We start from the raw sequence: 25,000 nt of genomic DNA, 5'->3' as shown, positions 1-25,000 counted from the left end.
GATTGATGAGTCGTAAAGTTGCCTTGATTACCGGTGCCGCCAGTGGCATCGGCCAAGCCCTCGCCGTGGCGTATGCGCGCAACGGCGTGGCGGTGGTGGGCGGGTACTACCCGGCCGATCCCCATGATCCACAGACCACCGTTTCCCTGGTGGAAGAGGCCGGTGGCGAATGCCTGATGTTGCCGCTGGATGTCGGTGATACCGCCTCGGTCGACGCCCTGGCCGCACAGGCCGTACAGCACTTCGGCCGATTGGATTACGCGGTCGCCAACGCCGGCTTGCTGCGTCGCGCGCCACTGCTGGAAATGACCGATGCACTCTGGGACGAGATGCTCAACGTCGACCTGACGGGGGTGATGCGCACCTTCCGTGCGGCGACGCGGCACATGAAGGAAGGCGGCGCGCTGGTGGCGATTTCCTCGATTGCCGGCGGCGTGTATGGCTGGCAGGAGCACTCGCACTATGCCGCCGCCAAGGCCGGTGTGCCGGGCTTGTGCCGGTCGCTGGCGGTGGAATTGGCCGGTTTGGGAATTCGCTGCAATGCGGTGATCCCAGGCTTGATCGAGACGCCGCAGTCCCTGGATGCGAAGAACTCGCTGGGCCCGGAAGGTTTGGCGAAAGCCGCGCGGGCGATTCCGCTGGGGCGGGTAGGGCGCGCGGATGAAGTGGCGTCGCTGGTGCAGTTCTTGACCAGTGATGCGTCGAGTTATTTAACCGGGCAGAGCATCGTCATCGACGGCGGCCTGACCGTGCGCTGGCCTGACTGACTGATGTACTTGATCCAAATGTGGGAGGGGCGGTGCGACGATTCGACTTGCCCGCGATGGCGGTGGTTCAGTTAGCCCATCTGTGACTGACCCACTGCCATCGGGGGCAAGTCGAATCGTCGCACCGCCCCTCCCACATTGGAAGTGGAATTTTTCAGGAGTTTTTGCATGAACCAACTGACCAACCGCCGCGCCGTGATCACCGGCGCCGGCAGCGGCATCGGTGCCGCCATCGCCCGCGCCTACGCCGTTGAAGGCGCGCGTCTGCTATTGGCCGATCGCCACGCCGCCAGCCTCGCCGAAACCGCAATCACCTGCCGCAACCTCGGCGCCGAAGTGGTCGAGTGCGTGGCCGATGTGGGCACCGTCGAAGGCGCCCAAGCCAGTGTCGACCGCTGCGTCGAGCACTTCGGCGGCATCGATATTCTGGTCAACAACGCTGGCATGCTTACCCAGGCGCGGTGCGTCGACTTGTCCATCGAGATGTGGAACGACATGCTGCGCGTCGACCTCACCAGCGTGTTCGTCGCCAGCCAGCGCGCTTTGCCCCACATGGTCGCGCAGCGCTGGGGGCGGATCATTAATGTGGCCTCGCAACTGGGCATCAAGGGCGGCGCCGAACTGACTCACTACGCGGCGGCCAAAGCGGGTGTGATTGGTTTTACCAAGTCCCTGGCGCTGGAAGTGGCCAAGGACAACGTGCTGGTCAACGCCATCGCCCCTGGCCCGATCGAAACCCCTTTGGTCGGTGGCATCAGCGACGACTGGAAACGCGCCAAGGCCGCCGAACTGCCCTTGGGCCGCTTTGGCCTGGCGGACGAAGTCGCGCCTACCGCCGTGCTGCTCGCCAGCGAGCCGGGCGGCAATCTGTTCGTCGGCCAGACCCTGGGCCCGAACTCCGGCGATGTCATGCCATGAGTGAGGTGTAGCCATGTGCGGACTCTGCGGATTGCTCGGCGAAGACCTGCACTGGAGTGATCCCCTGGGCGACGAATTGCCCCGGCGCCGCGAGCGCCTGCGCCGTATCGCTGCGATCAACCAGGTGTTGGCGGTGTTCCGACTCAAGGTCGAAGATTTCCAGGGCGCCTCCTATCTGCTGTTGGGCGCCACCGGTAAACAGGAACTGGCGAGCGGCCTGGATCAACTCTGGCAGGCGGCCGAAACCATGCTCGGCCGCCCGCTGGATCCTCTCGATCCACGGCTGTTGGATCACTTGGAGTCAACCCCATGAGCATCGCGCTGAATGTCATTACCGGCTTCCTCGGCAGCGGCAAGACCACCTTGGTCAAACGCCTGCTGCAAGGCGAAAGCCTCGGCGATACTGCGTTGCTGATCAACGAATTCGGCGACGTCGGCATTGATCATCTGTTGGTGGAAGAAGTCGCGCCAGACACCGTGCTGCTGCCCAGCGGCTGCATCTGCTGCTCGATCCGTGGCGAACTCAAGGACGCGTTGCTCGGCCTGTTGCAGCGCCGCGAGCGTGGCGAAATACCCGCGTTCAAACGCGTGATCCTGGAAACCACCGGCCTGGCCGACCCGGCACCGATCCTCGCCACCCTGAACAACGATGTGCAATTGCGTGGACGTTTTCATATCGGCCTGGTGATCACGCTGGTCGATGCCAGCCACGCCGCCCTGCAAGAGCGCCTGCACCCGGAATGGCTGGCCCAGGTGGCGGCTGCGGACCGTTTGCTGCTGAGCAAGACCGACTTGGCGGGCGAGTGCGAGCCCCTGCGCGCGCATCTGCGGGCACTCAATACCGGCACGCCGATCCTCAATACCCATGACATTCACAGCGGCGATCAATTGCTGCTGGGCGAAGGCTTGCGCAGCGCCGAGCCGGCGATGGAAGTCAGCCGTTGGCAACTGCATCAAACCACCACCGCCACCCACGGTGCGGCGCAAGTGTGCAGCCTGACCTTCGACCAGCCGCTGGACTGGGTCGGCTTCGGGGTGTGGTTATCGATGCTGTTAAGATGCCACGGCGAACGAATCCTTCGCGTCAAAGGACTGCTCAACGTGAACGCCAGCAACGCCCCCATCGTCATTCATGGCGTGCAGCACTGCCTGCATGCCCCGGTCCATCTGCCTGCGTGGCCGGGCACAGACCGGCAATCGCGCCTGGTGTTTATCCTGCGCGGCCTTGACCCTGCGCTGTTGCGGCGTTCTTTTGATGTGTTCTCGCGGCGGTTCGCCGGATGATCACTTTACGCGTCCTTGGCACCTCCGTGACCTTGCTTGAAACCCTGCGCGTACGTGCCGAACAGGAGCTGGGTATTCGCCTGGTGTACCAGGTGCACGACGTTGAACAGGCCCAACGCATTGCGGTGATGCAGCCCGACAGCTACGACCTGTACGACCAGTGGTTTCATAACGTCGACTTCGTGTGGCCGGCCCGGGCGATCCAGCCCATCGACACACGGCGCATCGCGCTGTGGCATGAGATCAACGACCTGCCCAAACGGGGGCGTTTGTCGCCCAGCGACCGCCTGGGTAGCGGCAGCGTGCCCAGTGAGCGTTTATTTGTGCAGCACGACGGCAGCCTCGGCAGCACCGTCACCGACCGTATCAGCATGCTGCCCCTGACCCACAACGCCGACAGTTTCGCCTACCGCCCCGAGCGCCTGCCCGAAGGTTTTTGCCACGGCAACGAAAGCTGGGGCTGGTTGCTTGACCCGGCCTGGCGCGCGCGCACAGCGCTGCAAAGTGACGCCGCCATCGGCGCCCTGGACGCCGCACTGGCGGTGCAGGGCGCGGGGCTGGCCCGCTTTAACGACATCGGCAATATGAGCATCGAAGAGATCGACGTGCTTGCTGACATTCTGGTGCGCAAACAGAAAGAAGGGCATTTCGCTGCGTTCTGGTCCGACGATGAAGAGGCTGCGCAACTGATGCTCAGCCCCAGCATCGATATCCAGAGCCTGTGGTCGCCGACCCTGATGCGCCTGCACCGCGCCGGAGTGAAATACCGCCTGGCCGTGCCCCGCGAAGGCTATCGCGCCTGGTTTGGCGGTTTGTCACTGTCGCGCCATGCCCAAGGCCCGGTGCTGGATGCGGCCTATGCCTACCTCAATTGGTGGTTGTCCGGCTGGCCCGGCGCGGTCATGGCCCGCCAGGGTTACTACATCGGCAACCCGGCGCGCAGCCGCGATCACCTGAGCAGCGCCGAGTGGGATTACTGGTACGCCGGCAAGCCTGCGCGGGAGGAATTGTTGGGGAGTGATGGATTGCCGCTGATCGATATTGGCGAAGTGCGCGATGGTGGTTCGTATGAGCAGCGGATGGGGCATATTGCGGTGTGGAACTCGGTGATGGATGAGCACAACTACCTGGTGCGCAGGTGGGGGGATTTCATGCGGGCGCGTGGTGTTTGATTGAGTGCGTGGGTTGGGGGGCATATCCGTTGCTGCGGTAACGACCGCCTTTGGTTCCGCTCTTACAGCGGGTCACTTTTGGAAAAGGCCGGAATGTTGGCCCAGCGTGGTTGACGGGGCAATTTCAGATCAAAAGCAAGAGCGCGGCGGCCTTAGAGCCGACCGGGTTCTTAAGCCGAACTCCGTCCAATTGTGGGAGGGGGCTTGCTCCCGATGGCAGTGGGTCAGTCACAGCTGCATCAACTGACACACCCTCATCGGGAGCAAGCCCCCTCCCACATTTTGATCTCCACATATCAGATAAGTCCCAGCCTGCTTTAGATCTGCTTTAGATCTGCTTTAGATCTGCTTTAGATCTGCTTTAGATCTGCTTTAGATCTGCTTTAGATCTGCTTTTGCTTTTGCTTTTGCCTTTGCTCTTACATCCTTTTCGCTGACGAAGTCAGCGGTCTTTTGATCTGCGCTTTTGATCGTGATCTTAGGCGCCCCGTCAAACACGCTGGCCGAACGCAGGCTTGAATCCGTGGGTAACCCGGCAGGACGCCGGGTTAGCCGCACTGGGCCATGGATGGCCCATTGCGGCGGCCCACGGATTCAAGCCGGAGTGCGGGCACACCGAGCCTAAGCGAGGTGCCGAGTGTTGGGGCAAGAGCCCTTTGGTTACTTTGGGGCTTTTCCAAAGTGACCCGCCGTAAGGGCGGAACCCATACCCGCCGTTACCCAAATAACGGATATGCCCCCCAAGCCAACCCTCTGTCGCCAATAAACCGCCACCTAAATCCCCACGTTTATTGAATGCACACCCCCCAACTCCCAGCTAATCTCCTCACACCCAATATCCAACGAAAATGGATATTTTTTTGACGCCAGGTCAGCTGTCGCAAGGAATGCACATGACAAAAGGACGTAGTGGCAGAGAGAGGCGAACACTGCCAGAGGGCACCGCCATGACGTGGCGCCATACGTTCCAAACTCGCATCGCCGGGGTACTGGCACTGCTGCTGCTGGTGGTAGTCGCCGCCACCTATTTTGCCGTCAAGGCCGCCACCACCCGCGCGGTGGAGAACCAGGCACAAGTCCAGTTGAAAACCGGAACCCAGGTGTTCGAGCGCCTGCTGGACCTGCGCGGGCGCCGCCTGCAATACGGCCTCGATTGGCTCACCGTCGACGGCCCGTTCAAGCAAGCCGTGGCCGAAGGCAACACGGTGTCGATTCTGGCTGCACTGCGTCGGCATGGCTCCGGCGTCCGTTCCAGCGAGGTGTTTGTGCTGGGGCTGGATGGCAAAGTCGTGGTCAGCACGTTGCCCATCCTCACGCGCGGGCAGCTTTTTCCCTATGACACTGCCTTGCGCCATGCGCGGCGTGACGGCTTGCAAATGGTGATTGTCGCCTTGGACGGGCGGCCTTACTTGCTGGTGCAGGATGAAGTCCTCGACCCCCTGCCCATCGCCCGCGTTGTCATGGGCTTTGCCATGGACCAACTGTTCGCCAACGAACTGCGTTCCATGAGCAACCTGGAGGTGTCGTTTCTCAGCGTGCAGGACGGCAAGCCCGGCCCGTTGTTCAGTACCCAGCCTGTCGACTATCAGGCCGGCACCCTCAGCCTGCTCCACGATGCGCCTTTGAACCCAGAGGCGCAGATCCATCCGTTTTACGGTGAGCGTGTGCTCAGCCAAGTGTTGCCGCTGGCCAACACCGGTGACGGCAACGAGGTGCGCGTATTGCTGCAAAGCCCGCTGGATCACGCGCTGGAATCTTTTGCGCCGCTGGACCGGCAGTTCCTCGGGATCGCCCTGGCCGTGCTGGTGGTCTCGTTGGCCGGTGCGTTGTTCCTGGCGCGGCGGGTGTCGCGCCCGCTCAATGCGTTGGTGGAGGCGGCCGGGCGCATTGGCGCGGGGGATTACCGCACGCCGGTGCGGGTGCGCAGCCACGATGAATTCGGCCTGTTGGCCCGTGCGTTCAATGCCATGCAAAGCCGCATCGCCGTGCGCGAACGGCAACTGGCCCATAACGCCCTGCATGACGCTCTCACCGGGTTGCCCAATCGCGCGCTGGCGATGGAGCGCCTGGGCAGCGCGATCAGTGCGCGTCGGCCAGTAGTGTTGCTGTACCTGGGCATCGAAAACTACCGGGTCATCAACGAGGGCTTCGGTCCCGAGGGCGTCGAAGAAATGATGCGCGAGGCCAGCCGGTGTCTGTCCATGAGCCTATTGGCCAGCGATACCGCCGCGCGCATCACCAGCAGCGAATTCCTGTTGTTGCTGGAAAATACCGAGGTTGACCGCGCCGTAGCCCGCGCCGACCGCCTCTACGCGCTGCTTACCGAACCCCAGCGCATCGGCAATGACGAAGTGCGCCACGAGGTGAGTATCGGCATCGCCGCGTACCCCGCCGACGGCCAGTATGTGGAGGAGTTGATCAGCCGTGCGGCCATCGCGCGTCACGATGCAACGACGCTGCCCGGTTATCTACAGATCTACCAGCAGGACCGCGATCTTGCGCACCAGCGCCAGATCAGCCTGATCCGCGACCTGCGCCGTGCGGTCGTCGAAGGTGAGTTGCACCTGTGTTATCAGCCCAAGCTCGACCTCCTGCATGGCCATGTTCGCCAGGCCGAGGCCTTGCTGCGCTGGCAGCATCCGACGCTGGGGCTGGTATCGCCCGCCGAGTTCATTCCCCTGGCTGAACGCACTGGCAGCATGGGTGGCCTGACCCAGTGGGTGATCGAAGAGGCTATTCGTCAGATCGGCGAGTGGGCGCAGCGCGGATTACATATCCAGTTGTCGGTGAATATTTCGGTGGACGACCTGGCCGATGATGACCTGGCGATTCGTGTGACCACTTTGCTGGAACACTACGACGTGCAGGCCCAGCAACTGATTTTCGAGATCACCGAAAGCGCGATCATGCACAACCCGAAGCAGGCCCTCAGCGTGCTGGAACAATTGCGTGGGTGTGGCATCAGCCTGTCGGTGGATGACTTCGGCACGGGCTATTCGTCGCTGGCGCAATTGCAGCGCTTACCGGTACAGGAATTGAAGATTGACCAGTCGTTTGTGCGCAACCTCGACAGCGCCACGGGCGACGGCGTGATCGTGCGCTCCACCATCGAAATGAGCCACAACCTGGGGCTCAAGGTAGTGGCCGAAGGCGTGGAGTTCGAGCCCAGTCTCAAACTCCTCAAACAGTGGAACTGCGATACGGCCCAGGGCTACCTCATCAGTCGGCCGCTCAATGCCATGGCGTTCGAGATGTGGATGCGCCGCGAGCGCGCGCCGGTCTGAAGCCCGTGTCTATAGTTTTTAGGCCCCAGGCCGATACGCTCTACAAGGCTTGACCGTTTGCACAGTTATTTACCGACCAACGGTCAAGTATCCAGCGCTATTGCATGATGGCATTGTGCCTTGTTTGCGGCATCATGACCGTAACCCACTGTGCCAGGGCTGGCCGCTCATTTTCCATTTTTTGCGGATCGACCATGGCCCGAACTCCTCCCTTGCTCTCCCTGACGCTGATGCTGATGTTGGCCGGCTCTGCGTCGGCGGCCACGCTGGACCTGGTGTTCAAGCGGGCCGATGGCAGTCCGGTGGCGGATGCGGTCGTGACCCTGCAAGGCCCGCCCGGCTCATCGTCGGCCGTGCTCAAGGCGAATATGGACCAACGCGGCCAGCGCTTTGCGCCCCATGTGCTGGCGGTACACACCGGCACTCAGGTGCGCTTCCCCAACAGCGACAACATCCGGCATCAGGTCTATTCGTTCAGCGCCGCCAAACGTTTCGAACTACGCCTGTACGAAGGCACTCCCGCCGAGCCGTTGCTGTTCGACAAACCCGGCGTGGTGGTGCTGGGCTGCAATATCCATGATTGGATGCTCGGTTACATCTACGTCACCGATGACCCGCTCTTCGCTGTCAGCGATGCCCAGGGCCAAGTGCACCTGGAGCAGCTGGCGCCCGGTGATTACCACGCCACCCTATGGCACCCGCAGTTGGCGGATATGCAGCCCTTGGACGGCGGCACCCTGCATGTGCCTGCCGCTGGCCTGAGACACAACGTAGTGCTGGCCCTGGAGCCGGCGTCCGAGGATCTTCCGCCGACGCCAAGTGCCTTTGGCGATGCCTTCAATCGAGCCGCCCGTGAAACTGCGCAGTAGTTTCCAGGCGCGGGTCGCCAGCGTCCTGATCCTGCTGTTGCTGGTGGTGATCGGCGCGCTGTATTTCAGCGTCAAGGCTGCCACCAGTTCAGCGGTGCGCAGCCAGGCGCTGGCCCAGTTGGATGTGGGCGCGCGGGTATTCGAGCGCTTGCTGGACGTACGCGGGCGGCGCCTCGCTGACGGTGTGCAACTGTTGGCGGCCGACTTCGGTTTTCGTGATGCGGTGGCCAGTGGCGATTCGGCGACGATGCGCTCGGTGCTGCTCAACCACGGCAAGCGCATCAACGCCAGTGACATGATCCTGCTCGGCATGGACGGCAAAGTCCTGGCCAGTACCCTCAGCGAAGTGCCCGAAGGCTCGACCTTCAAGTATGACCAGTCGCTGCGCGAGGCCCGGCGCAATCGCCAGGTCATGTTGATTGTGCCGCTGCAAGGCAAGCCGCACCTGTTGGTGGAAGCCTCGGTGCTGGCGCCGCTGCCGATTGCGCGGGTGGTGATGGGCTTCAGCATGGACGGTGCGTTCGCCGATGAGTTGCGCTCGTTGAGCAACCTGGAAGTGTCGTTCCTGGCGATTGAAAAAGACCAGCCTGGCGAGTTGGTCACCACCCAACCTCAAGAGCTGCGCAGGAGCATCCTTGCATTGATGCAGGGCGATTCCACGCGCCGTGGCGTGTCCACCACCGATCACCTGGAGCAGCGTTTCCTCAATCAGTCGTTGGTATTGGCCAGCGATGAAAACGGCAAAGTCCTGGCGTTGCTGCAAAGCCCGCTGGATGCGGCGATGCAAGCCTTTGTGCCGTTGGATGAGAAGATCCTCGCCATCGCACTGGTCGCGTTGCTGGCTTCGTTGATCGGTGCCTTGCTGCTGGCGCGCACCGTGTCGCGCCCAGTGCAGGCGCTGGCCCTGGCGGCCGAGCGCATTGGCCAGGGCGACTATCAAACGCCCGTGACCCTGGCCCGCAGTGACGAACTGGGGTTACTGGCCCATGCGGTCAATTCCATGCAAAGCGGCATCGCCGAGCGCGAACAGCAGCTTGCCCACAATGCTTTGCATGATCGCCTCACCGGCCTGCCGAACCGGGCACTGGCCATGGAGCGTCTGGGCAGCGCCATTGCGTTGAATCGGCCGGTCGCGTTGATCTACCTGGGCATCGACAACTTGCGCGTCGCCAGCGAAACCGCCGGGACGGATGCGGTGGACCAATTGCTGCTTGCCGTCAGCCGTCGCCTGGAAGCCGTGCTGCGCCCCGGCGATACCCTGGCGCATCTGATCGCCGACGAGTTCCTGCTATTGCTCGAAGGCGCAGGCAGCGACGAGGCGGTGGGCATGGCCGACAAACTCCAACAACTGTTGCTGCGGCCCCAGCGCATCAACGGCCATGACCTGGCGCTGGACTGCCGTTTGGGCATCGCCGCATTCCCAGCCGATGGCGAAAGCCCGCACACCTTGCTTGAACGCGCGGCCATCGCCATGAAAGACGCCGCGCAAATGCCCGGTCGCCTGCAGGTCTATGAACATGGCCGTGACCTCGCGCACCGCCGCCAGATTACGCTGATCCGCGACCTTCGCCACGCGCCCAACCAAGGCCAATTGCTGCTGCATTACCAGCCCAAGCTGGACATTCGTGAGGGCCACGTACGTCAGGCCGAAGCCTTGCTGCGCTGGCAGCATCCGCAGTTCGGCATGGTCTCGCCGGCGGAGTTCATTCCCTTGGCCGAGCGCTCCGGCAGTATTCAGTTGCTGACCCACTGGGTGATCGAAGAGGGCATTCGTCAGCTGTGTGAGTGGAACCGCCGTGGCCTGTACCTGCAGTTGTCGTTGAACATCTCGGCGGACGATTTGCTCGGCGATGAACTGGCCCACCGCGTCTCGGCGTTGCTGCGTCGCTACGGTTTGCCGGCTGAGCAACTGGTGTTCGAAATCACCGAAAGCGCAGTAATGCGCGAGCCGGAAAAAGCCCTCAAAGTCCTGCACCTGCTGCGTGATTGCGGCATCAGTCTGTCGGTGGATGACTTCGGCACCGGCTATTCGTCCCTCGCGCACCTCAAGCGTCTACCGGTGCAAGAGTTGAAGATCGACCAATCCTTTGTGCGCAACCTCGATGAAACCAGTGAGGACGCGGTGATCGTGCGTTCCACCATCGAAATGAGCCACAACCTGGGCCTCAAAGTGGTTGCCGAGGGCGTTGAATATGCCCATAGCCTGCGCCTGCTGGAGCGCTGGCAGTGCGACACGGCCCAGGGGTATCTGATCAGTCGGCCTTTGAGCGCCGACGCTTTCGAAGCCTGGGTGGCGTTGCCACTCAGTGCGCAAACTTCCCTGGTTCATTGAGTGGCTGACGTGCGTCTTTCTCTACTGATCGGCTGCCTGGCCGCCCTGACTGTGCAAACCACCCTGGCCGACAACGGCCGCCTGATCGCCACCGGCGGTGCCAGCAGCATCGAGGGCACGGCGGGCGGCGGCATCACGCCGTGGGCGGTGCTGGCTGGCTATGGCGAACAGCACGAGTGGGGCGCCACGGCGTTCGCCACCAGCGTCAACCTGCCGGACTATCGGCTGGATGTGGCGGGGCTGGCGTTGGCCTATGACAACCGCGTCGAAGTCTCTTTTGCCCGCCAGCGCTTTGACCTCGGCAGCCTGGTGCACAAGCTGAATCTGCCGGAAGACAACCTTGGCCAGGATGTGCTCGGTGTGAAGGTCCGCCTGTTCGGTGACGTGATTTACGACCGCTTGCCGCAGGTTTCGCTGGGCCTGGAATACAAACACCAGACCAACTTCGACATCCCCAGCCTGGTTGGCGCCAAGCGTGACAGCGACGTGGAGGGCTACCTCGCCGCCAGCCGTTTGTTCATGGGCGCGGCGTTTGGCTACAACGTGCTGGTCAACGGTAGCCTGCGTTACAGCCGCGCCAATGAAACTGGCCTGCTTGGCTTCGGCGGCGACCGCCGCGACCGTCGCAGCCTGCTCAAGGAAGGGTCGGTGGCCCTGCTGTTCAACCCGCGCTGGGCGGTGGGCGTGGAGTACCGCGAGAAGCCCGATAACTTGTCGTTCGCTGGTGAAAACGACTGGGCGGACGTGTTTGTCGGCTACTTTCCCAACAAGCATGTGTCGTTTGTGCTGGCCTACGCGCGCCTCGGCGAAATCGCTACGTTGGATAACCAGAACGGCACCTACCTGTCCGTGCAGGGGAGTTTCTAATGCGCCTTTTACCGATTGCGCTGGTGCTGCTGCTCAGCGCCTGCGCCCAGCAACCGCCCAAGGACGACAGCCTGTACCGCGACCTTGGCGCCATGCCCGGCATCACGCGGATTGTCGAAGGCATGCTGCTCAACATTGCCCGGGATCAGCGCATCGTCGAACGCTTTCGGCGCGTCGATATCCAGCGCCTGCGCAACAAATTGATCGAACAGTTCTGCGTCGAAGCAGGCGGGCCGTGCACCTACACCGGTGACAGCATGGCCGAGAGTCACAAGGGCCAGAATGTGAGCCGCAGTGACTTCAATGCGTTGGTGGAGGATTTGATCAAGGCGATGGACAGCGAAGGGATCGCGGTGCCGGTGCAGAATCGGTTGATTGCACGGTTGGCGGTGATGCGCGGTGAAGTGATCGAGCACTAGTTTCATGAGTGCCGGCGGCAAGCGTGGGAGGGGGATTGCTCCCGATAGCAGTGCGCTAGTGACATGAGCATTGGCTGATCCACTGCCATCGGGGGCAAGCCCCCTCCCACATTTTGATCTGTGTTGTTTATGAAAAAGGCGGCTACCTGTGAGGGTAGCCGCCTTTGTTTTGCCGCCGGTAACGCTTAATCCGGCAGTTTGAACGCCATTACGTAGTCACCCTGTTTGGTACCCAGGGAACCATGACCACCCGCCACGACCAGCACGTACTGCTTGCCGTCCTTGCCGGTATAGGTCATCGGTGTGGTTTGCGCGCCAGCTGGCAGGCGGCCTTCCCACAGTTGCTTGCCGTTTTTCACGTCATATGCACGCAGGTACTGGTCGAGGGTACCGCTGAGGAAGGACACGCCACCGGCGGTGGTGAAGGTGCCGCCCAGGCTAGGTACGCCCATGCTCAGTGGGATCGGAACCGGCGAGCTGTCGCGCACGGTGCCGTTCTTGTGCATCCAGATGGTTTTGTGGGTGGTCAGGTCGACCGCTGCCACATAACCCCACGCCGGTGCCTGGCACGGCAGGCCCATTGGCGACAGCATCGCTTCCAGGATCACGCCGTACGGCGCGCCTTTGTTCGGCTGCACGCCTTCGGTTTCGCTGACGCGTGGACCTTGCTTGGCGATGTCGGCAGCTGGGATCAGCTTGGACTTGAACGCCATGTAGCTTGGGTTCACGAAGGCGATCTGGCGCACTGGGTCGACGGAAATGCCACCCCAGTCGAACACACCGAAGTTACCTGGGTAAACGATCGAGCCTTGCAGCGATGGCGGGGTGAACGGGCCGTCGTAGCGCATGGATTTGAAATCGATGCGGCACAGCAGTTGGTCGAACGGCGTCACGCCCCACATGTCGCGCTCTTTGAGCGGCGGCGGCATGAAGTTCAGTTCGGACTTCGGTTGGGTAGGGGAGGTACGGTCGCCCGCCACTGCGCCCTGCGGAACAGCCACTTCATGGATCGGCACGACCGGCTGACCGGTTGCGCGATCCAGCACGTAGATGCTGCCTTGCTTGGTCGACGCCATGACGGCCTGCTTCACGCCGGCTTCGGTCTTGATGTCGATCAGCGACGGCTGGCCGCCTACGTCCATGTCCCACAGGTCATGGTGAGTGAACTGAAAGGTCCACTTCACATGGCCGCTGTCGATGTCCAGGGCGGTCAGGCCAGCGGCGTATTTTTCGGAATCGTCGGTACGGTCGCCGCCGTATTGGTCGGGCATCTGGTTGCCCATCGGCAGGTAAAGCATGCCGAGTTTTTCATCCACGGCGAACATGGACCACATGTTCGGCGAGTTACGGGTGTAAGTCTTACCCTCGGCCAACGGGGTGGTGTCGTCCGGGTTGCCGCTGTCCCAGTTCCACACCAGCTTGCCGGTGTGCACGTCGAACGCGCGGATTACGCCGCTTGGCTCGTCGACCGAAACGTTGTCGGTGACGTGACCGCCGATCACGACCAGGTTCTTGGTCACGGCCGGTGGCGAAGTGGAGTAGTAACCACCTGGGGCGAAGCTGCCGATGTTGGCACGCAGGTCGACCTGGCCTTTGTCGCCGAAGTCTTCGCACATCTTGCCGGTGTCGGCGTTCAGGGCGATCAGGCGGGTGTCGGCGGTCGGCACGAAGATGCGTTTCGGGCAGGCATTCGGCGCAGCGGCCGGGCTGGCGCTGCCGGTTGGGCTCTGCTCGGAAGCGTAGACGGCGTCATCGTGATACGACACGCCACGGCAGGTCATGTGCGCCCAACCTTTGAAGTTCTCAGCGCCTTGGCTGCTGATCTTCGGATCGAAGCGCCAGATTTCCTTGCCGGTGTCCGGGTCCAGGGCAATCACTTGGCTGTGCGGCGTGCACACGTAGAGCATGCCGTTGACTTTCAGCGGGGTGTTTTCCGCGGTGGTCTCGCCTGGATCGTTCGGGCCAGGGATGTCGCCGGTGCGGTACGTCCACGCCGGAACCAGCTTGTGGGCGTTTTCCGGGGTGATCTGCGCCAGTGGCGAGTAACGATCACCAAAGGCCGAACGACCGTAGGAATTCCAATCGCCATCAGCCTGGGACGGCGCAGCATTGGCCATGCCCGGCACCGCGTCGCGGTCCAGTTGGCCTTTGATCTCACCGGGGTTGGTGAATTGGCTGGCAAGGGCGGCAGCACCGGCCAACACCACGGCCACGCTCAGCGCGCCAGTGCCCAGCGGGGCAGGTTGGCCACGCAGCAACGGACGGCGAAACCACGGGAGCAGCATGACGATGCCGAGGGCGAACAGCAGTGCCAGACGTGGCACCAACTGCCACCAGTCCAGGCCGACTTCCCACAATGCCCACACGGTACTGGCGAACAGCACCAGCGCGTACAGGCCAAGCGCTGCGCGGCGGGTAGCCAGCAGCAGGACGCCGGTGAGGGCGATGCCGATACCGGCCAGCAGGTAATACAGCGACCCGCCGAGCATCGTCAGCTTAATACCGCCGGCCAGCAGGGCCAGGCCCATGATCAGCAGCAAGACGCCTAGCAACCTGGGCAGCAGGCGGCTTGGGCTTGAAGCACCATCAGTGCTCATAGTGTGTTTCTCCGTGACGTTGGAATAATTGTGTAACCCCGTGCTTCACTCACTGTAGATGACGATTCGGCACAGGCTTGGTTCAGCGTTAATTCGGTTTTTCTGAGGATTGCGAGGGTTATCCACAGGCGCGCGATTTATACCCAGGCGCAGGTCGGTGTAAGACAGCGCTGTCTTGGTGTGTGGGAATATTCAGCAAGATGGGGTCGACCGGGGAGTGAAACGTTTCAGGTTATTGCCGACAAGGATAAAGCGCGGACGCGTCGAGAGAAAGCGCAAATCGCAAGATGCATCATTTCCGATTTGGTAACAGTGACAGAACGTCGCTGCACAATAAGTGTGGGAGAAGGCTTGCTCCCGATGGCGGTGGATCAGACACCGTTGGGTTATCTGACCGATTGCCATCGGGAGCAAGCCCCCTCTCACAAGGGGTTAGCGGTGTGCGTCAGAAGGTGGTGCGGATGCCGAACTGAACACTGCGACCGGGTGCCGGTGCGATGTCCCGCAGGATCGAGCTGGCATAACGCACAGTCTGGTTGGTCAGGTTGTCACCGTTCACAAACGCCAACCACTGGCTGCCACCGACATTGAAGTGATAACCCGCGCTCGCGCCCAATGTGGTGTAACCGTCGGTGCCGCTTTCGTTATCCGGCACACGGCCTTGGCCTGCCGCGTGTTCCACGTCGATGCGTGCCTGCCAGCGGTCGAGTTCCCACAGTAATCCGCTGTTCAAACGCAGCGGCGCAATGCGCGGCAAGGCGTCGCCGGTGTCGAGGTTGGTGGCGCGGGTATAGTCGCCCGACAGCTCCAAGGCGAATTTGCCGTAGGCGCCTTCGCCGAGCTTGATGTGATCTTGAGCTTCAAAGCCGGCGAAACGTGCACGCACGCCGGAATATTCGTACTCAGGAATGCCATTCGCGTCTTCTTCACCTTCGTCGTTCAGCGTACGACCCGTGCCCAGCAAGCCGATGTAGTTGGAGAAGCGGCTGTAGAACACACCGAAGCTGCCCTTATGCGTGCCATTGTCAAAGCGCAGGGCCAGGTCGCTGGACACGGCTTTTTCTTTCTTCAGGTTGGCATCGCCCAGTTCGTAGGTGCCGGTGGCGACGTGGGCGCCATTGGCGTACAGCTCGTAGAAGGTCGGCGCACGTTCTGTGTAGCCCAGAGTCGCCGCCAGGGACCAGATCGGCGTCAGCGTATACACCGCACCCGAGGACACGCTGCCGGCGGTGAAATCGTTGGTTTTGTCGGCGCCTGCAAAGCGCGCGTTGCCCTTGGCATCCGGCTCGACGCTGGTGTGTTCCAGGCGTCCGCCAAGGCTGAGTGCGAGGCGCTCGGTGGCCTGCATTTCTTCGAGGATAAACAGCGCGCCGGCGTTGGTGTCGGTCTGCGGTACGAAGGCTTCTTCGCCCAGGGCCGAGAACTCGTTGCGGGTCACTTGGGCGCCGACCACGCCATCGAACGGGCCGATGGGCTGGTGACGCGCTTCGACGCGGGCTTCATAGCCTTTGTTCTTGAAGATCGTACCGGTTTCGCCGCCTTCGATTTCGCGGTGCTCGTAGTCGGTGTAGCCCGCGTCGAGTTTCACCGAGGTAAATGGGCCTTGCAGGTTGCGGATCTCGGACGCAAAGGCGTAGTGATCCTGCTTCATGCGGATGCGCACGTCCTGTTCGGCCGGCGAGCCGTAGTTGGCGTCGTAGCTGCTGTAGGACAGCCCGGCGTAACCGTCGTCCCACGTGTAGGAACCGCCCACCGCGCCACCGTCCTGACGTCCGTCGCTGTTGCCCAGGCGACCGTTTTTGCCGGGGCCGTCTTCGCTTTCCGGTGCACGGCGGCTGCGGGCCTGGCCGGGGATTTTCAGGTCGTTGAACTCCCGTGCGTTGGCGTCCAGGTGCAGGGCGAACGTGCCGTTGCCGGCTTCGAGTTTGCCCGCGCTGCTGCGTGTAGTGTCGGCGCCGCCATAACGCAGTTCACCGGCGCCGTGGATGCCTTCAATGGCTTCGGTGGGGATGCGGTTGTCGAAGGTGTTGACCACGCCACCGATGGCGCTGCCGCCGTACAGCAATGCAGCGGGGCCGCGCACGATCTCGATGCGTTCGACGTTGACCGGGTCCAGCGGCACCGCATGGTCATAAGACAGCGACGACGCGTCCAGCGCGCCCACGCCGTTGCGCAAGATACGAATACGATCGCCGTCCTGGCCACGGATGATTGGCCGGCTGGCGCCTGGACCAAAGTACGAAGACGACACACCCGGCTGCTTGTTCAGTGTTTCGCCAAGGCTGCCTTTTTGTTGCAGGGTCAGGTCATCGCCTTCCAGCACGGTGGTCGGTGAAGCGAGTTGCTCGCTGCCCAGCGGGTTGCCGGTGATGACTTGGGGTTGCAACTCCAGGGCGTGGGCTTCGGAGCTGATCAGCAGGGCGGCGGCAAGCGGGGTCAAGCGCCACAGAGAAGAGAGGGACATCGGACATTCCTTGGCAAAACGACGAAAAGATTTGAAAGTTATAGTTACAATATAACATCTCTTTTTCGCGGGCCACGGGAACTTTTTATCCCTGAGCGGAGGGGGTGATAAGGTGTGCGCCTTCGTGATTACTTTTTTCATAGGCCTGGCATGACCGCGACAAGCAACGACCCCCTTCACGGTGTAACCCTGCAGCACGTCCTCACCACCTTGGTGGAGCACTACGAATGGGAAGGCCTGGCCGAGCGCATTGATGTGCGGTGTTTCAAGAGCGACCCGAGTATCAAGTCGAGCCTGACGTTCCTGCGCAAGACTCCGTGGGCGCGGGAAAAAGTAGAAGGGTTGTACGTAAAGCTGATGCGCACCAAACGTCCGCTGGATTGAATCCATGAAGCGGTTTATAGCGGCGACAGCACTGGCCGGTTGGGTGGGGTTGGCGATTCAGCAATACCTGATTTTCTATTCGCGCTGGTCCAGCGGCGCAAGCTTGCTGGGCGGGCTGATCAACTTTTTCAGTTTCTTCACTGTGCTCACCAACACCCTGGCGGTGGTGGTGTTGAGCTATGCCTTGGTCCAACGGGACTCGGCGGCGAAGCGGTTTTTTCTCAGGCCGGCGATCAGCAGCGGTATCACGGTGAGCATCTTGGTAGTGGGCTTGGCCTACAGCCTGTTGCTGCGGCATTTATGGCAGCCCGAAGGCTTTCAGTTGATCGCCGATGAACTGCTGCATGACGTGATGCCGGTGCTGTTTTTGATTTACTGGTGGCGGTGCGTGCCCAAGGGCAGCCTTCGCCTCAAGCACATCGGCGCGTGGATGATTTACCCGCTGGTGTACTTCGCTTATGCGCTGCTGCGCGGGGATTTGCTCGGGCAGTATCAGTACCCGTTCATCGACGTGGCCACCCTTGGTTATCCACAAGTGTTCGTGAATGCCGGAGGGATTTTGGCGGGGTTTGTGCTGATCGCGTTGGCGGTGGTGGGGCTGGATAAAGTTATCAAGCCCCGACCTTGATTCACGCTTCTTCACTGCCCTCGGCGCGCCAGTAGCCGACGGCCTTGAGGAACGTTTCATCGACCTTGTGCGTATCCAGCAGCACCCGGCGTACCTGGCGCGACACTTTGGTTTCGGTCGCGACGAAGCTGTACAGCGAGCCGCTCGGCAGCGTCAGGTTCTGCACGGTTTCCAGCAGATCATCCTGGCCGCGAATGACCCAGATCACCTCGACATCGGCCTGACTGTGCAGGACCTGTTTCTCTGCGGTATTCGCGATCTCGATCACCGCCAGCACCTTTCGCCCGGCCGGCAGTTCTTCCAGGCGACGACCGATGGCCGGCAGCGCGGTTTCGTCGCCGATCAGCAGGTAGCTGTCGAACATATCCGGCACGATCATCGAGCCCCGTGGCCCGCCGATGTACAGGTGCTGACCCACCTTGGCCTGCTCGGCCCAGGTGGAGGCGGGGCCGTCTCCGTGCAGCACGAAGTCGATGTCCAATTCGCCAATGTCCAGGTCAAAACGCCGTGGCGTGTAGTCGCGCATGGCCGGCTGCGGGCCATCTCCCTTGATGCTGAACGTCGGGCTTTCCAGCGCCGCTTGCTCGGCGGCATTCTGCGGGAACAGCAGCTTGATGTGATCGTCGCTTCCCAGGCTGACAAAGCCCGCCAGTTCCGGCCCACCCAGGATGATGCGGCGCATGCGCGGGGTGATGTCGACCACGCGCAGTACGTCGAGGCGGCGGCGTTTGATTTCGTGGGTCACGCGGTGGATGGCTTGTGTATTCATTGGGCTTTCCCGTCGGCAATGGCTTGGGCGGTGCCGTTGAGCAGCGCCGCGACACGAACGATTTCTTCCGGGCTCCAATGCCCGTGGTGCGAATGCAAGGCGTGACGCAGGTTGTGCACCGCCTCGTGGATTTCCGGCGGGCGATCCTGGCCGCGCAGCGAGCGCTTGCTCACCTCCATGCGCTGGCGAATGCCGTCGAGGGCCACCGCTTGTTCGCTTAAGAAGAGACGACCGGCGTCGGTGATTGTGTAGCGTTTTTTTCCAGCGTCGGCGTCACCGCTGATCAATTCGCTCTCTTCGAGGAAGGTCAATGTGGGGTAGATCACCCCGGGGCTCGGGCTGTAGGCGCCGTCGAACAGGGCTTCGATCTTGCGGATCAGGTCGTAGCCGTGGCAGGGCTGTTCGGCAATCAATGCCGGCAGCAGCAACTTCAAATCACCCGGGGCGAATACCCGTGGGCCGCGGCCGGCACGTTCGCGGCCGGGACGTTTCTCGAAGCCGTCACCGGGTTCACGGTGGGAATGATGGTCTCTCATTGTCATGCTCTCCTTGTGTGGATAAGACATAACGTAAGATATATCTTAATGGATGCATAGCCACAGACGACCAACGGTCAGTGTGGCCTATCGCACATTGCAAGCATTTGGATTGACTTATTAGTGGTGCGGCGATCCAACTAAGATTAGAGTTGGAACTCGTACTTTCAAAGAGGCTTTTATAATTTCTGTTTTTTTATGTGTGGTGTTTTTCCTACGGAATATTCACAACGAACGTTGTTGAATAACTCATGTAGTCCATGTCTTACGGAGAAAATTAAAGTTTTGGCAAAGTGCCATATTTTTCTGTATTTGCCCGCATACATTGGCTACGAAGGCATGGGAAGCAGCCTGCATACCTGTTTTTAAAGTTAGTGGATCATTCCTCTCGCGTTGCACTCACTTACGTCTCGCTGCAGCGGACCTCATTGTGTGTTGAATTCACTGTTCAACTTTCAATGGGGCACTAACTTGTCCTCAAAACAGGAACTCATCATGTTCAAGAAGTTTGCAATTGCTGCTCCATTGGCCTTTCTGGCATTGAACGCCTCGACGGCCTTCGCTGCCGGCGAAGCCAACCACACCGTCAACATCAAGGCGAATATCCCTACCACGGTGTTCCACGCGCAGCCACGTGATCCGAACTTCGGCCGCGACGAAACCCTGACCTACAACATCGTCAGCGGTGAGCTGGCGCCGTTGAGCGCTATCTACGACCTGAAGAACACCAGTGGTTCGGTCCACGCCTACATCGAAGGCGGCCCGGCTGTTCTGTTCAACGGCAACGTCGCGCAGAACATCCCGCTGACCACCACCCTGCACGGCGTTGAACTGACCGGCACGCCAAAAGAAGTGGTGAACGAAGCCGACTCCACCCCGGGCGTGGGGGCTGAACTGCGCATCGTGGCAGCCAAGCCTACGGCCACCCAGCGTGGTGCCTACACCTCCGCTGTGGCGCTGGTGTTCGATGCGGTGCCGCCAACGCCAGCACCTTGATGGTGTAGGTGCCCGCCGGGCTTTCTTGCCCGCGGGCATTTGCGTTCGGGCCGGCCGATTTTCCCCCATTGGTCGGCCTGTTTTTTATCAAGTCTCCTGGCCCTCAGAGAGTTCCTTTCATGTTCCCGATGACGCCCATCGCGGTTGCGCTTGCGCTAGTGATTTGTACGAGTGCCTTGGCCGCGCCCACGTCAGGCACCGTCACGCCTGGCAGTTTGTTGACCCAGGCTCAGGGTTTGCCTGCCGGGTTCGGCGACCATTTTTTCGACGTACCGCTGGCGGTACAGGTCGAACTGGATCAGCAACCCCTGGGGGAAGCCTTGATTGTGCTGTCCCAGGACGAACGGGTGACGCTGCTGGAGTTCACCGATACCGGCGACAGCAAAGTCCCCGCCACCACCCGCGACACCTGGCAAGCCGTGCTGGAGAGCGGCGTCGGCCTTGGCGCATGCACCCAGGCGTGCCCGCAGCAACTGGTGTCAGTGCACTACAACCTGGAAAGCTCGCTGCTGTCGATCATCACCCAGAACGTCGAACACACCAGCGACGCACCGCGTTTTCACGCGCAGCCCGAAGGCGGTAGCCGTGGCTTGATCATCAACAACCAGCTCAACCTCAACGGCGGCCAGGAAGAAAACCTGGGCGGACGTTATGGTCTGCAAGCCAGTGCCAGCCTGGGCAATTGGACCCAGGTGTTCAACTTGCAGCTGGCGCGCCAGAGTGGCGACGAAGAACAACTGCGCCATGCAATCCATGAGCTGTATACCCAGCGAGAACTGGAAGGCCAGTTTTTGCGCCTGGGCCATTTCACCCCCAATTCCGACGGCCTGACCCGGCAGTTGCGCAGCTTTGGCGCCAGCCCGGATACCGCGTTAGGCGTCATGTACGGCAGCTCCGACAGCCTGGCGATCAACAATGCCAAGGCCAGCGTTTACCCGATCTACGTCACCGCCAATCGCCAGGCCGCCGTGGAGATTTACCGCAACGGTCTGCTGATCAACACCCAGGCGGTCGCGGCCGGTTTGCAGACCCTGGACACGCGGCCGTTGCCCGGCGGCATCTACGAAGTCGAAGTGCGCCTGGTGGAAGACGGTCTCACCGTCAGCACCTCCCAAGAGCTGGTGTACAAACCCAGCAACTGGCGCAACGTCGATGACCGCTGGCGCTACAACCTGTTTGCCGGACGCGAAACCAAGCTGTTCAGCAACTGGGATGAACAGTCTTCCGGCTCGATCACCGCGGGTGCCTCGGTCAATTACCTGGTGCATCCCCGGGTGATTCTCGGCCTGTCGGCGCGGGAAGTGCGTGAGCAACTGCAATACGGCGGTTCGGTGGACTGGACGGTGGCCAACAACACCAGCCTCTACACCAACCTCTACCAGACCCGCGAACACGGCACCGGCCTGGACGTTCAGGGCCTCTACACGTTTGGCGCCACCAATCTGGTGCTCAGCCATAACCGCAGTTGGCTCGACACCCGCGACACCTTCGAGACCCTGCCCGACGGCACCCGCCTGCGGCGCAACACCTTTGTTGGCCAGACCAGTAACTCGGCACTCTCGGTGAACCACCGGGTCGACGCGCGCAATTCCTGGAACCTGCGCCTGTCCCACAGCGAGGGCAATGCCGAAGGCGCAGGGCTCGACCTGGGCTGGAGCCGCCGCGACACCTTGTGGGGCAGCGACGCCAACTGGCGTTTCTCGGTGTTCGACCGACCGGGCACGTCCGGCACCAACGACAAGCGCAACCGCGGCGTGGACCTCTCTGTGAGCCTGGCCCTGGGCGGAGATGGCCGGCAGATTTCCGGCAGCATCGGCACCCGCACCGCGCGGGACGGCGGTCGCGATAACAATGCGTCGGTCACCGTTCGCCAGGACCTCACCGACCACCTGCTGCAAAGCGTCTCGGCCACCGCCATCACCGACACCTACGGCGTCGGGTTCTCGGGCATGGCCAGTTTCGACAGTGATGTGGTCAGCGGCGACGGCTTCATCCAACGCAGCTCGTTCAACGGCGACCTCAGCGGCGGCCTGAACCTGCACAGCACCTTCGTTGCCGGTGGCGACCAGATGCTGATGACCAGCCAGTACCAGAGCAATGGCGCGGGCATGATCGTCGACGTCGAAACCGATCTGGATGAGATCACCCTGCGTGCCGACGACTTCAGCGGCGGCGGCGCGATCCTGCGTCCTGGGCGCAACTTCGTACCGGTGGCGGCCTACAAGAGCAGCACGGTGAACTTCGACTTCGACGGCAACCATCCACCGGCGGCCAATATCCAACCGGCGCGGACCACCTACCACCTGAACAAGGGCGGGGTGGACTACCGGAAAATCACCGTCATGAAAACCGTGTCGGTACTCGGGCGCCTGCTCGATGCCCAGGGCCAGCCGCTCAGGGGGCATCACGTGATCAACCACGCCAGCCGTGGGGTCAGCGAGGCCGACGGGTTCTTCTCCATGGAAATGAGCGCCAGCTCGCCAACCCTCGAAGTGCGCTACCGCAACCAATTGCTGTGCCAGTTCCGCCTGGACCCGGCCACCTCCGCCAATGAACAGGACGTGTTGATGATCGGTGACCTGCGCTGCACGCCGGACACCCTCGCCGAACACATATCCAGCACCCAGACCGCAGGTTGAGTGCCATGACGAGAACACTCACGATGAAACCCTTCAACACCTTGATCATGGCCATGGGCGCGTCGCTGTTGTTCAGCGCCAGCGCCTCACTGGCGGACGAGAACATCACCGCGCGGTTCCGGCCTGACCCGGCCAACCCGATGAAGAATGACTTTGAAAACACCACGCCGATCAGTTCGATCTGCGCGGCGCATATTCCGACCCAATGCAAGGCTTTGGGGATTTTCAGCCTCAGGGACAACGAGCTCAGGGCGCAATCCAATCAGCCGATCCTGGCCGAACACGAGGATGAGCGCCAAGGTTTCATGGTCAAGGTGCCGTCGGACTGGCGTGACCTGTCAGTGACCCATGCCGCAACAGGGGAAACTGAAATTGTCCAGTTGCGTATCGCCGGCATCGGTGCAAATTGGCGTATACCCAGACCGCCAGGCGTATCGACCTGGGCCAAACCCGGATTCAGTTGGCAAAGTCAGTGGCTGAATCCACCAAGTCCCTGTCGGCGTACCGGCCACCTTGCCGCGGGTGTCAGGGACGCCTCCTATTTTTGGCTGACGCCTGAAGGGGCTGGCCCTTGCGGTCTTAAGCCTTCCCACGATCTGAGCTATATGAACGTGGCCACGATGGAATACGCCTACGAACTCAGGACCCCCAACCCCCTGACCATGTCCGGTGGCCAATACTACGGCAGCATCACCTACACCATGGGACCGGGTGGCGATTACGATTTTGGTGACGTCCTGGTCCTGAATAAAAACGCCATCACGTTCAACTTCACCCTGAGCGTGGAGCACGACCTCAAAGTCGACCTCCCACCCGGCGGCAACCGCATCGAACTGATCCCCGACGGCGGCTGGCAAGCCTGGCTCAACCGTGGACGCTCGCCCACGCGGCTGTACCGCGACCAGACCTTCCGCATCGCCGCCAGTTCGCGTTTCAAGATGCAGCTGGAATGCTCGATCGTCATGGGCAACACCTGCGGCCTGCGCAATGCCAATGGCGATGAGGTGCCGTTGCAGGTCGCCGTGACGCTGCCCAGCGGCATCGATGGGCGCGGTAACCAGGCCGTGCTCAAGCGCCCGTTGCGCCTGGACGGTGACGGCACCGAACTGTTCCAGCCGCTGTTCTACGTGAACGACCGCCCGGGCACCTTGCACTTCGAGGTGTTGCGCGACGACATGGCCGACATGCTCAACCAGCCGGGCAGTACCTATTCGGGCGTGGCGACCGTGATCTGGGACTCGGAAATTTAGATCGGCCCCACTCCAACGGCGGGCCAGGCCCGTCGCAGTCAATCAACGAGGCGAAGTAAACGATGAAACAAGCAGTGTTATGGATCGGGTTGTGCCTGATGTCGCTCACCGTCCAGGCCGGGCCGCTGATCAACGTCGGGGTGGTGTACGACTACCTCGAAAGTGATCGCAGTTCCTACCTCAAGCGTGTGTTCAATGGCGGCACCAGCACCGCGTTCATCAAGGTCAACGTGTTGGAAATTGTCTACAACGCAGATGGCACCACCCGCGAAATCCCGGTGCCCTCGATCATCGATGACAAGGGCGTCACGACCAGTCGCGACGGCCTGATGGCCAGCCCGTCGCGACTGATCGTGCCGGTAAACGGCCGACAGGGCACGCGCCTGTTGTACATGGGGCCGCGCGACAAGGAACGCTATTTCCGCCTGCGCTTTATCCCCGTGGTCCCGGAAAAGGACGACAACTTCGGTATCAGCGACGAGGAGCGCGCCGACTACAAGGATCACCTGGCGGCCGGAATCAACGTGATGGCCGGCTACGGCACGGTGTTTTTCGTACGGCCCAAGGATGCGCGGTTCGACACCCGCATCAACGAGAGACCTGACCAATACCAACTGCGTAACGCGGGCAACAGCACCGTGGTGCTCGACGAGTTCCACGACTGTTCGGTGACCAACCCCACTGACTGCGTGCCGACCACCAAGCACCACATCCTGCCCGAGCGACAACTGACGTTCGAGAAAAAACCGGGCCGGCGCTACAGCTTCGTGCTGGTGGAAGGGCTGGATAAAAAACCGCTGAAGGTCGAGAAGACTAACGGGTGAT

The 25,000-nt window shown here is 61.6% G+C and carries 20 protein-coding genes; 16 read left to right on the top strand and 4 right to left on the bottom strand.

The features are described 5' to 3' along the window. Positions 1 to 5 precede the first annotated feature (5 nt). The 10 genes from AB4N82_RS04410 (at position 6) to AB4N82_RS04365 (ending at position 11,912) form a co-directional block, all read left to right on the top strand. The gene (locus AB4N82_RS04410) at positions 6 to 767 is read left to right on the top strand and encodes an SDR family NAD(P)-dependent oxidoreductase (protein ID WP_095183921.1); all 762 of its coding nucleotides are present in this window, start codon (positions 6 to 8) and stop codon (positions 765 to 767) included. Positions 768 to 935: 168 nt separating this feature from the next. Continuing rightward, positions 936 to 1,685: an SDR family NAD(P)-dependent oxidoreductase gene (locus AB4N82_RS04405; RefSeq protein WP_032886471.1), complete on the top strand. Its 750-nt coding sequence runs from the start codon at positions 936 to 938 to the stop codon at positions 1,683 to 1,685. Between the two features lie 13 nt (positions 1,686 to 1,698). Next, a complete protein-coding gene (locus AB4N82_RS04400) occupies positions 1,699 to 1,998 on the top strand; it encodes a hypothetical protein (protein WP_032886473.1) in 300 nt (99 codons plus the stop codon). Continuing rightward, on the top strand, positions 1,995 to 2,969 hold the full coding sequence (locus AB4N82_RS04395) for a CobW family GTP-binding protein (protein WP_122764787.1): 975 nt from the start codon (positions 1,995 to 1,997) through the stop codon (positions 2,967 to 2,969). Before AB4N82_RS04400 ends, AB4N82_RS04395 begins: the two co-directional genes overlap by 4 nt. Further along, positions 2,966 to 4,141: an ABC transporter substrate-binding protein gene (locus AB4N82_RS04390; protein WP_032886475.1), complete on the top strand. Its 1,176-nt coding sequence runs from the start codon at positions 2,966 to 2,968 to the stop codon at positions 4,139 to 4,141. The genes AB4N82_RS04395 and AB4N82_RS04390 overlap by 4 nt, the downstream gene beginning before the upstream one ends. A 947-nt stretch (positions 4,142 to 5,088) precedes the next feature. Beyond that, positions 5,089 to 7,425, top strand: a complete 2,337-nt coding sequence (locus AB4N82_RS04385; protein ID WP_032891874.1) for a putative bifunctional diguanylate cyclase/phosphodiesterase — start codon at positions 5,089 to 5,091, stop codon at positions 7,423 to 7,425. Between the two features lie 194 nt (positions 7,426 to 7,619). Continuing rightward, a complete protein-coding gene (locus AB4N82_RS04380; protein WP_122755653.1) occupies positions 7,620 to 8,294 on the top strand; it encodes a methylamine utilization protein in 675 nt (224 codons plus the stop codon). Continuing rightward, entirely contained in the window at positions 8,278 to 10,626 is a 2,349-nt protein-coding gene (locus AB4N82_RS04375; RefSeq protein WP_122680308.1) for an EAL domain-containing protein, read from the top strand. Before AB4N82_RS04380 ends, AB4N82_RS04375 begins: the two co-directional genes overlap by 17 nt. 9 nt (positions 10,627 to 10,635) lie before the next feature. Next, on the top strand, positions 10,636 to 11,493 hold the full coding sequence (locus tag AB4N82_RS04370) for a DUF3034 family protein (RefSeq protein WP_122764789.1): 858 nt from the start codon (positions 10,636 to 10,638) through the stop codon (positions 11,491 to 11,493). Then, positions 11,493 to 11,912 (top strand): group I truncated hemoglobin, encoded by a 420-nt coding sequence (locus tag AB4N82_RS04365; protein ID WP_122764790.1) that lies wholly within the window; start codon positions 11,493 to 11,495, stop codon positions 11,910 to 11,912. Before AB4N82_RS04370 ends, AB4N82_RS04365 begins: the two co-directional genes overlap by 1 nt. Before the next feature lie 185 nt (positions 11,913 to 12,097). Here the strand turns inward: AB4N82_RS04365 and AB4N82_RS04360 are convergent, their stop codons facing one another. Beyond that, on the bottom strand, positions 12,098 to 14,509 hold the full coding sequence (locus AB4N82_RS04360; protein WP_032891870.1) for a glucose/quinate/shikimate family membrane-bound PQQ-dependent dehydrogenase: 2,412 nt from the start codon (positions 14,507 to 14,509) through the stop codon (positions 12,098 to 12,100). Between the two features lie 445 nt (positions 14,510 to 14,954). Beyond that, complete coding sequence (locus tag AB4N82_RS04355; protein ID WP_122764792.1) at positions 14,955 to 16,973, bottom strand: TonB-dependent receptor; 2,019 nt, start codon at positions 16,971 to 16,973, stop codon at positions 14,955 to 14,957. 150 nt (positions 16,974 to 17,123) lie between these two features. On the opposite strand from AB4N82_RS04355, the gene AB4N82_RS04350 reads away from it, so the two are divergent. Further along, entirely contained in the window at positions 17,124 to 17,357 is a 234-nt protein-coding gene (locus AB4N82_RS04350) for a VF530 family protein (protein ID WP_016977534.1), read from the top strand. Between the two features lie 4 nt (positions 17,358 to 17,361). Further along, a complete protein-coding gene (locus AB4N82_RS04345) occupies positions 17,362 to 17,985 on the top strand; it encodes a Pr6Pr family membrane protein (RefSeq protein ID WP_032891866.1) in 624 nt (207 codons plus the stop codon). A 1-nt stretch (position 17,986) separates the two neighbouring features. Here the strand turns inward: AB4N82_RS04345 and AB4N82_RS04340 are convergent, their stop codons facing one another. Together AB4N82_RS04340 and AB4N82_RS04335 are read right to left on the bottom strand one after the other, a co-directional pair. Continuing rightward, positions 17,987 to 18,754, bottom strand: coding sequence for a siderophore-interacting protein (locus AB4N82_RS04340; protein WP_460104483.1), 768 nt, complete (start codon positions 18,752 to 18,754; stop codon positions 17,987 to 17,989). Beyond that, positions 18,751 to 19,290 carry a PadR family transcriptional regulator gene (locus tag AB4N82_RS04335; RefSeq protein WP_032891863.1) on the bottom strand — a complete coding sequence of 180 codons (540 nt, stop codon included), beginning with the start codon at positions 19,288 to 19,290 and terminating at the stop codon, positions 18,751 to 18,753. The genes AB4N82_RS04340 and AB4N82_RS04335 overlap by 4 nt, the downstream gene beginning before the upstream one ends. A 495-nt stretch (positions 19,291 to 19,785) precedes the next feature. On the opposite strand from AB4N82_RS04335, the gene AB4N82_RS04330 reads away from it, so the two are divergent. From AB4N82_RS04330 to AB4N82_RS04315, 4 genes are all read left to right on the top strand, one after another. Next, positions 19,786 to 20,286 carry a CS1 type fimbrial major subunit gene (locus AB4N82_RS04330; protein ID WP_032891862.1) on the top strand — a complete coding sequence of 167 codons (501 nt, stop codon included), beginning with the start codon at positions 19,786 to 19,788 and terminating at the stop codon, positions 20,284 to 20,286. A 119-nt stretch (positions 20,287 to 20,405) separates the two neighbouring features. Further along, complete coding sequence (locus AB4N82_RS04325; protein WP_122764794.1) at positions 20,406 to 22,925, top strand: CS1-pili formation C-terminal domain-containing protein; 2,520 nt, start codon at positions 20,406 to 20,408, stop codon at positions 22,923 to 22,925. A 5-nt stretch (positions 22,926 to 22,930) separates the two neighbouring features. Beyond that, positions 22,931 to 24,175: a hypothetical protein gene (locus AB4N82_RS04320; protein ID WP_241089526.1), complete on the top strand. Its 1,245-nt coding sequence runs from the start codon at positions 22,931 to 22,933 to the stop codon at positions 24,173 to 24,175. A gap of 62 nt (positions 24,176 to 24,237) precedes the next feature. Further along, on the top strand, positions 24,238 to 24,999 hold the full coding sequence (locus tag AB4N82_RS04315) for a pilus assembly protein (RefSeq protein ID WP_032891860.1): 762 nt from the start codon (positions 24,238 to 24,240) through the stop codon (positions 24,997 to 24,999). Position 25,000 lies beyond the last annotated feature (1 nt).

This window comes from Pseudomonas sp. H1_D04 (assembly GCF_054683855.1).
The sequence above is the reverse complement of the archived record's forward strand: the minus strand, read 5'-3'. Positions and strand labels throughout refer to the sequence as shown.

Excerpts from the sequence above, each read along its gene's own strand:
- AB4N82_RS04390 (WP_032886475.1), top strand. The coding sequence starts at position 2,966 with ATGATCACTTTACGCGTCCTTGGCACCTCCGTGACCTTGCTTGAAACC.
- AB4N82_RS04355 (WP_122764792.1), bottom strand. The coding sequence starts at position 16,973 with ATGTCCCTCTCTTCTCTGTGGCGCTTGACCCCGCTTGCCGCCGCCCTG.
- AB4N82_RS04360 (WP_032891870.1), bottom strand. The coding sequence starts at position 14,509 with ATGAGCACTGATGGTGCTTCAAGCCCAAGCCGCCTGCTGCCCAGGTTG.
- AB4N82_RS04350 (WP_016977534.1), top strand. The coding sequence starts at position 17,124 with ATGACCGCGACAAGCAACGACCCCCTTCACGGTGTAACCCTGCAGCAC.
- AB4N82_RS04395 (WP_122764787.1), top strand. The coding sequence starts at position 1,995 with ATGAGCATCGCGCTGAATGTCATTACCGGCTTCCTCGGCAGCGGCAAG.
- AB4N82_RS04335 (WP_032891863.1), bottom strand. The coding sequence starts at position 19,290 with ATGAGAGACCATCATTCCCACCGTGAACCCGGTGACGGCTTCGAGAAA.
- AB4N82_RS04365 (WP_122764790.1), top strand. The coding sequence starts at position 11,493 with ATGCGCCTTTTACCGATTGCGCTGGTGCTGCTGCTCAGCGCCTGCGCC.
- AB4N82_RS04320 (WP_241089526.1), top strand. The coding sequence starts at position 22,931 with ATGACGAGAACACTCACGATGAAACCCTTCAACACCTTGATCATGGCC.
- AB4N82_RS04330 (WP_032891862.1), top strand. The coding sequence starts at position 19,786 with ATGTTCAAGAAGTTTGCAATTGCTGCTCCATTGGCCTTTCTGGCATTG.
- AB4N82_RS04410 (WP_095183921.1), top strand. The coding sequence starts at position 6 with ATGAGTCGTAAAGTTGCCTTGATTACCGGTGCCGCCAGTGGCATCGGC.
- AB4N82_RS04345 (WP_032891866.1), top strand. The coding sequence starts at position 17,362 with ATGAAGCGGTTTATAGCGGCGACAGCACTGGCCGGTTGGGTGGGGTTG.
- AB4N82_RS04400 (WP_032886473.1), top strand. The coding sequence starts at position 1,699 with ATGTGCGGACTCTGCGGATTGCTCGGCGAAGACCTGCACTGGAGTGAT.
- AB4N82_RS04380 (WP_122755653.1), top strand. The coding sequence starts at position 7,620 with ATGGCCCGAACTCCTCCCTTGCTCTCCCTGACGCTGATGCTGATGTTG.
- AB4N82_RS04340 (WP_460104483.1), bottom strand. The coding sequence starts at position 18,754 with ATGAATACACAAGCCATCCACCGCGTGACCCACGAAATCAAACGCCGC.
- AB4N82_RS04325 (WP_122764794.1), top strand. The coding sequence starts at position 20,406 with ATGTTCCCGATGACGCCCATCGCGGTTGCGCTTGCGCTAGTGATTTGT.
- AB4N82_RS04405 (WP_032886471.1), top strand. The coding sequence starts at position 936 with ATGAACCAACTGACCAACCGCCGCGCCGTGATCACCGGCGCCGGCAGC.
- AB4N82_RS04385 (WP_032891874.1), top strand. The coding sequence starts at position 5,089 with ATGACGTGGCGCCATACGTTCCAAACTCGCATCGCCGGGGTACTGGCA.
- AB4N82_RS04315 (WP_032891860.1), top strand. The coding sequence starts at position 24,238 with ATGAAACAAGCAGTGTTATGGATCGGGTTGTGCCTGATGTCGCTCACC.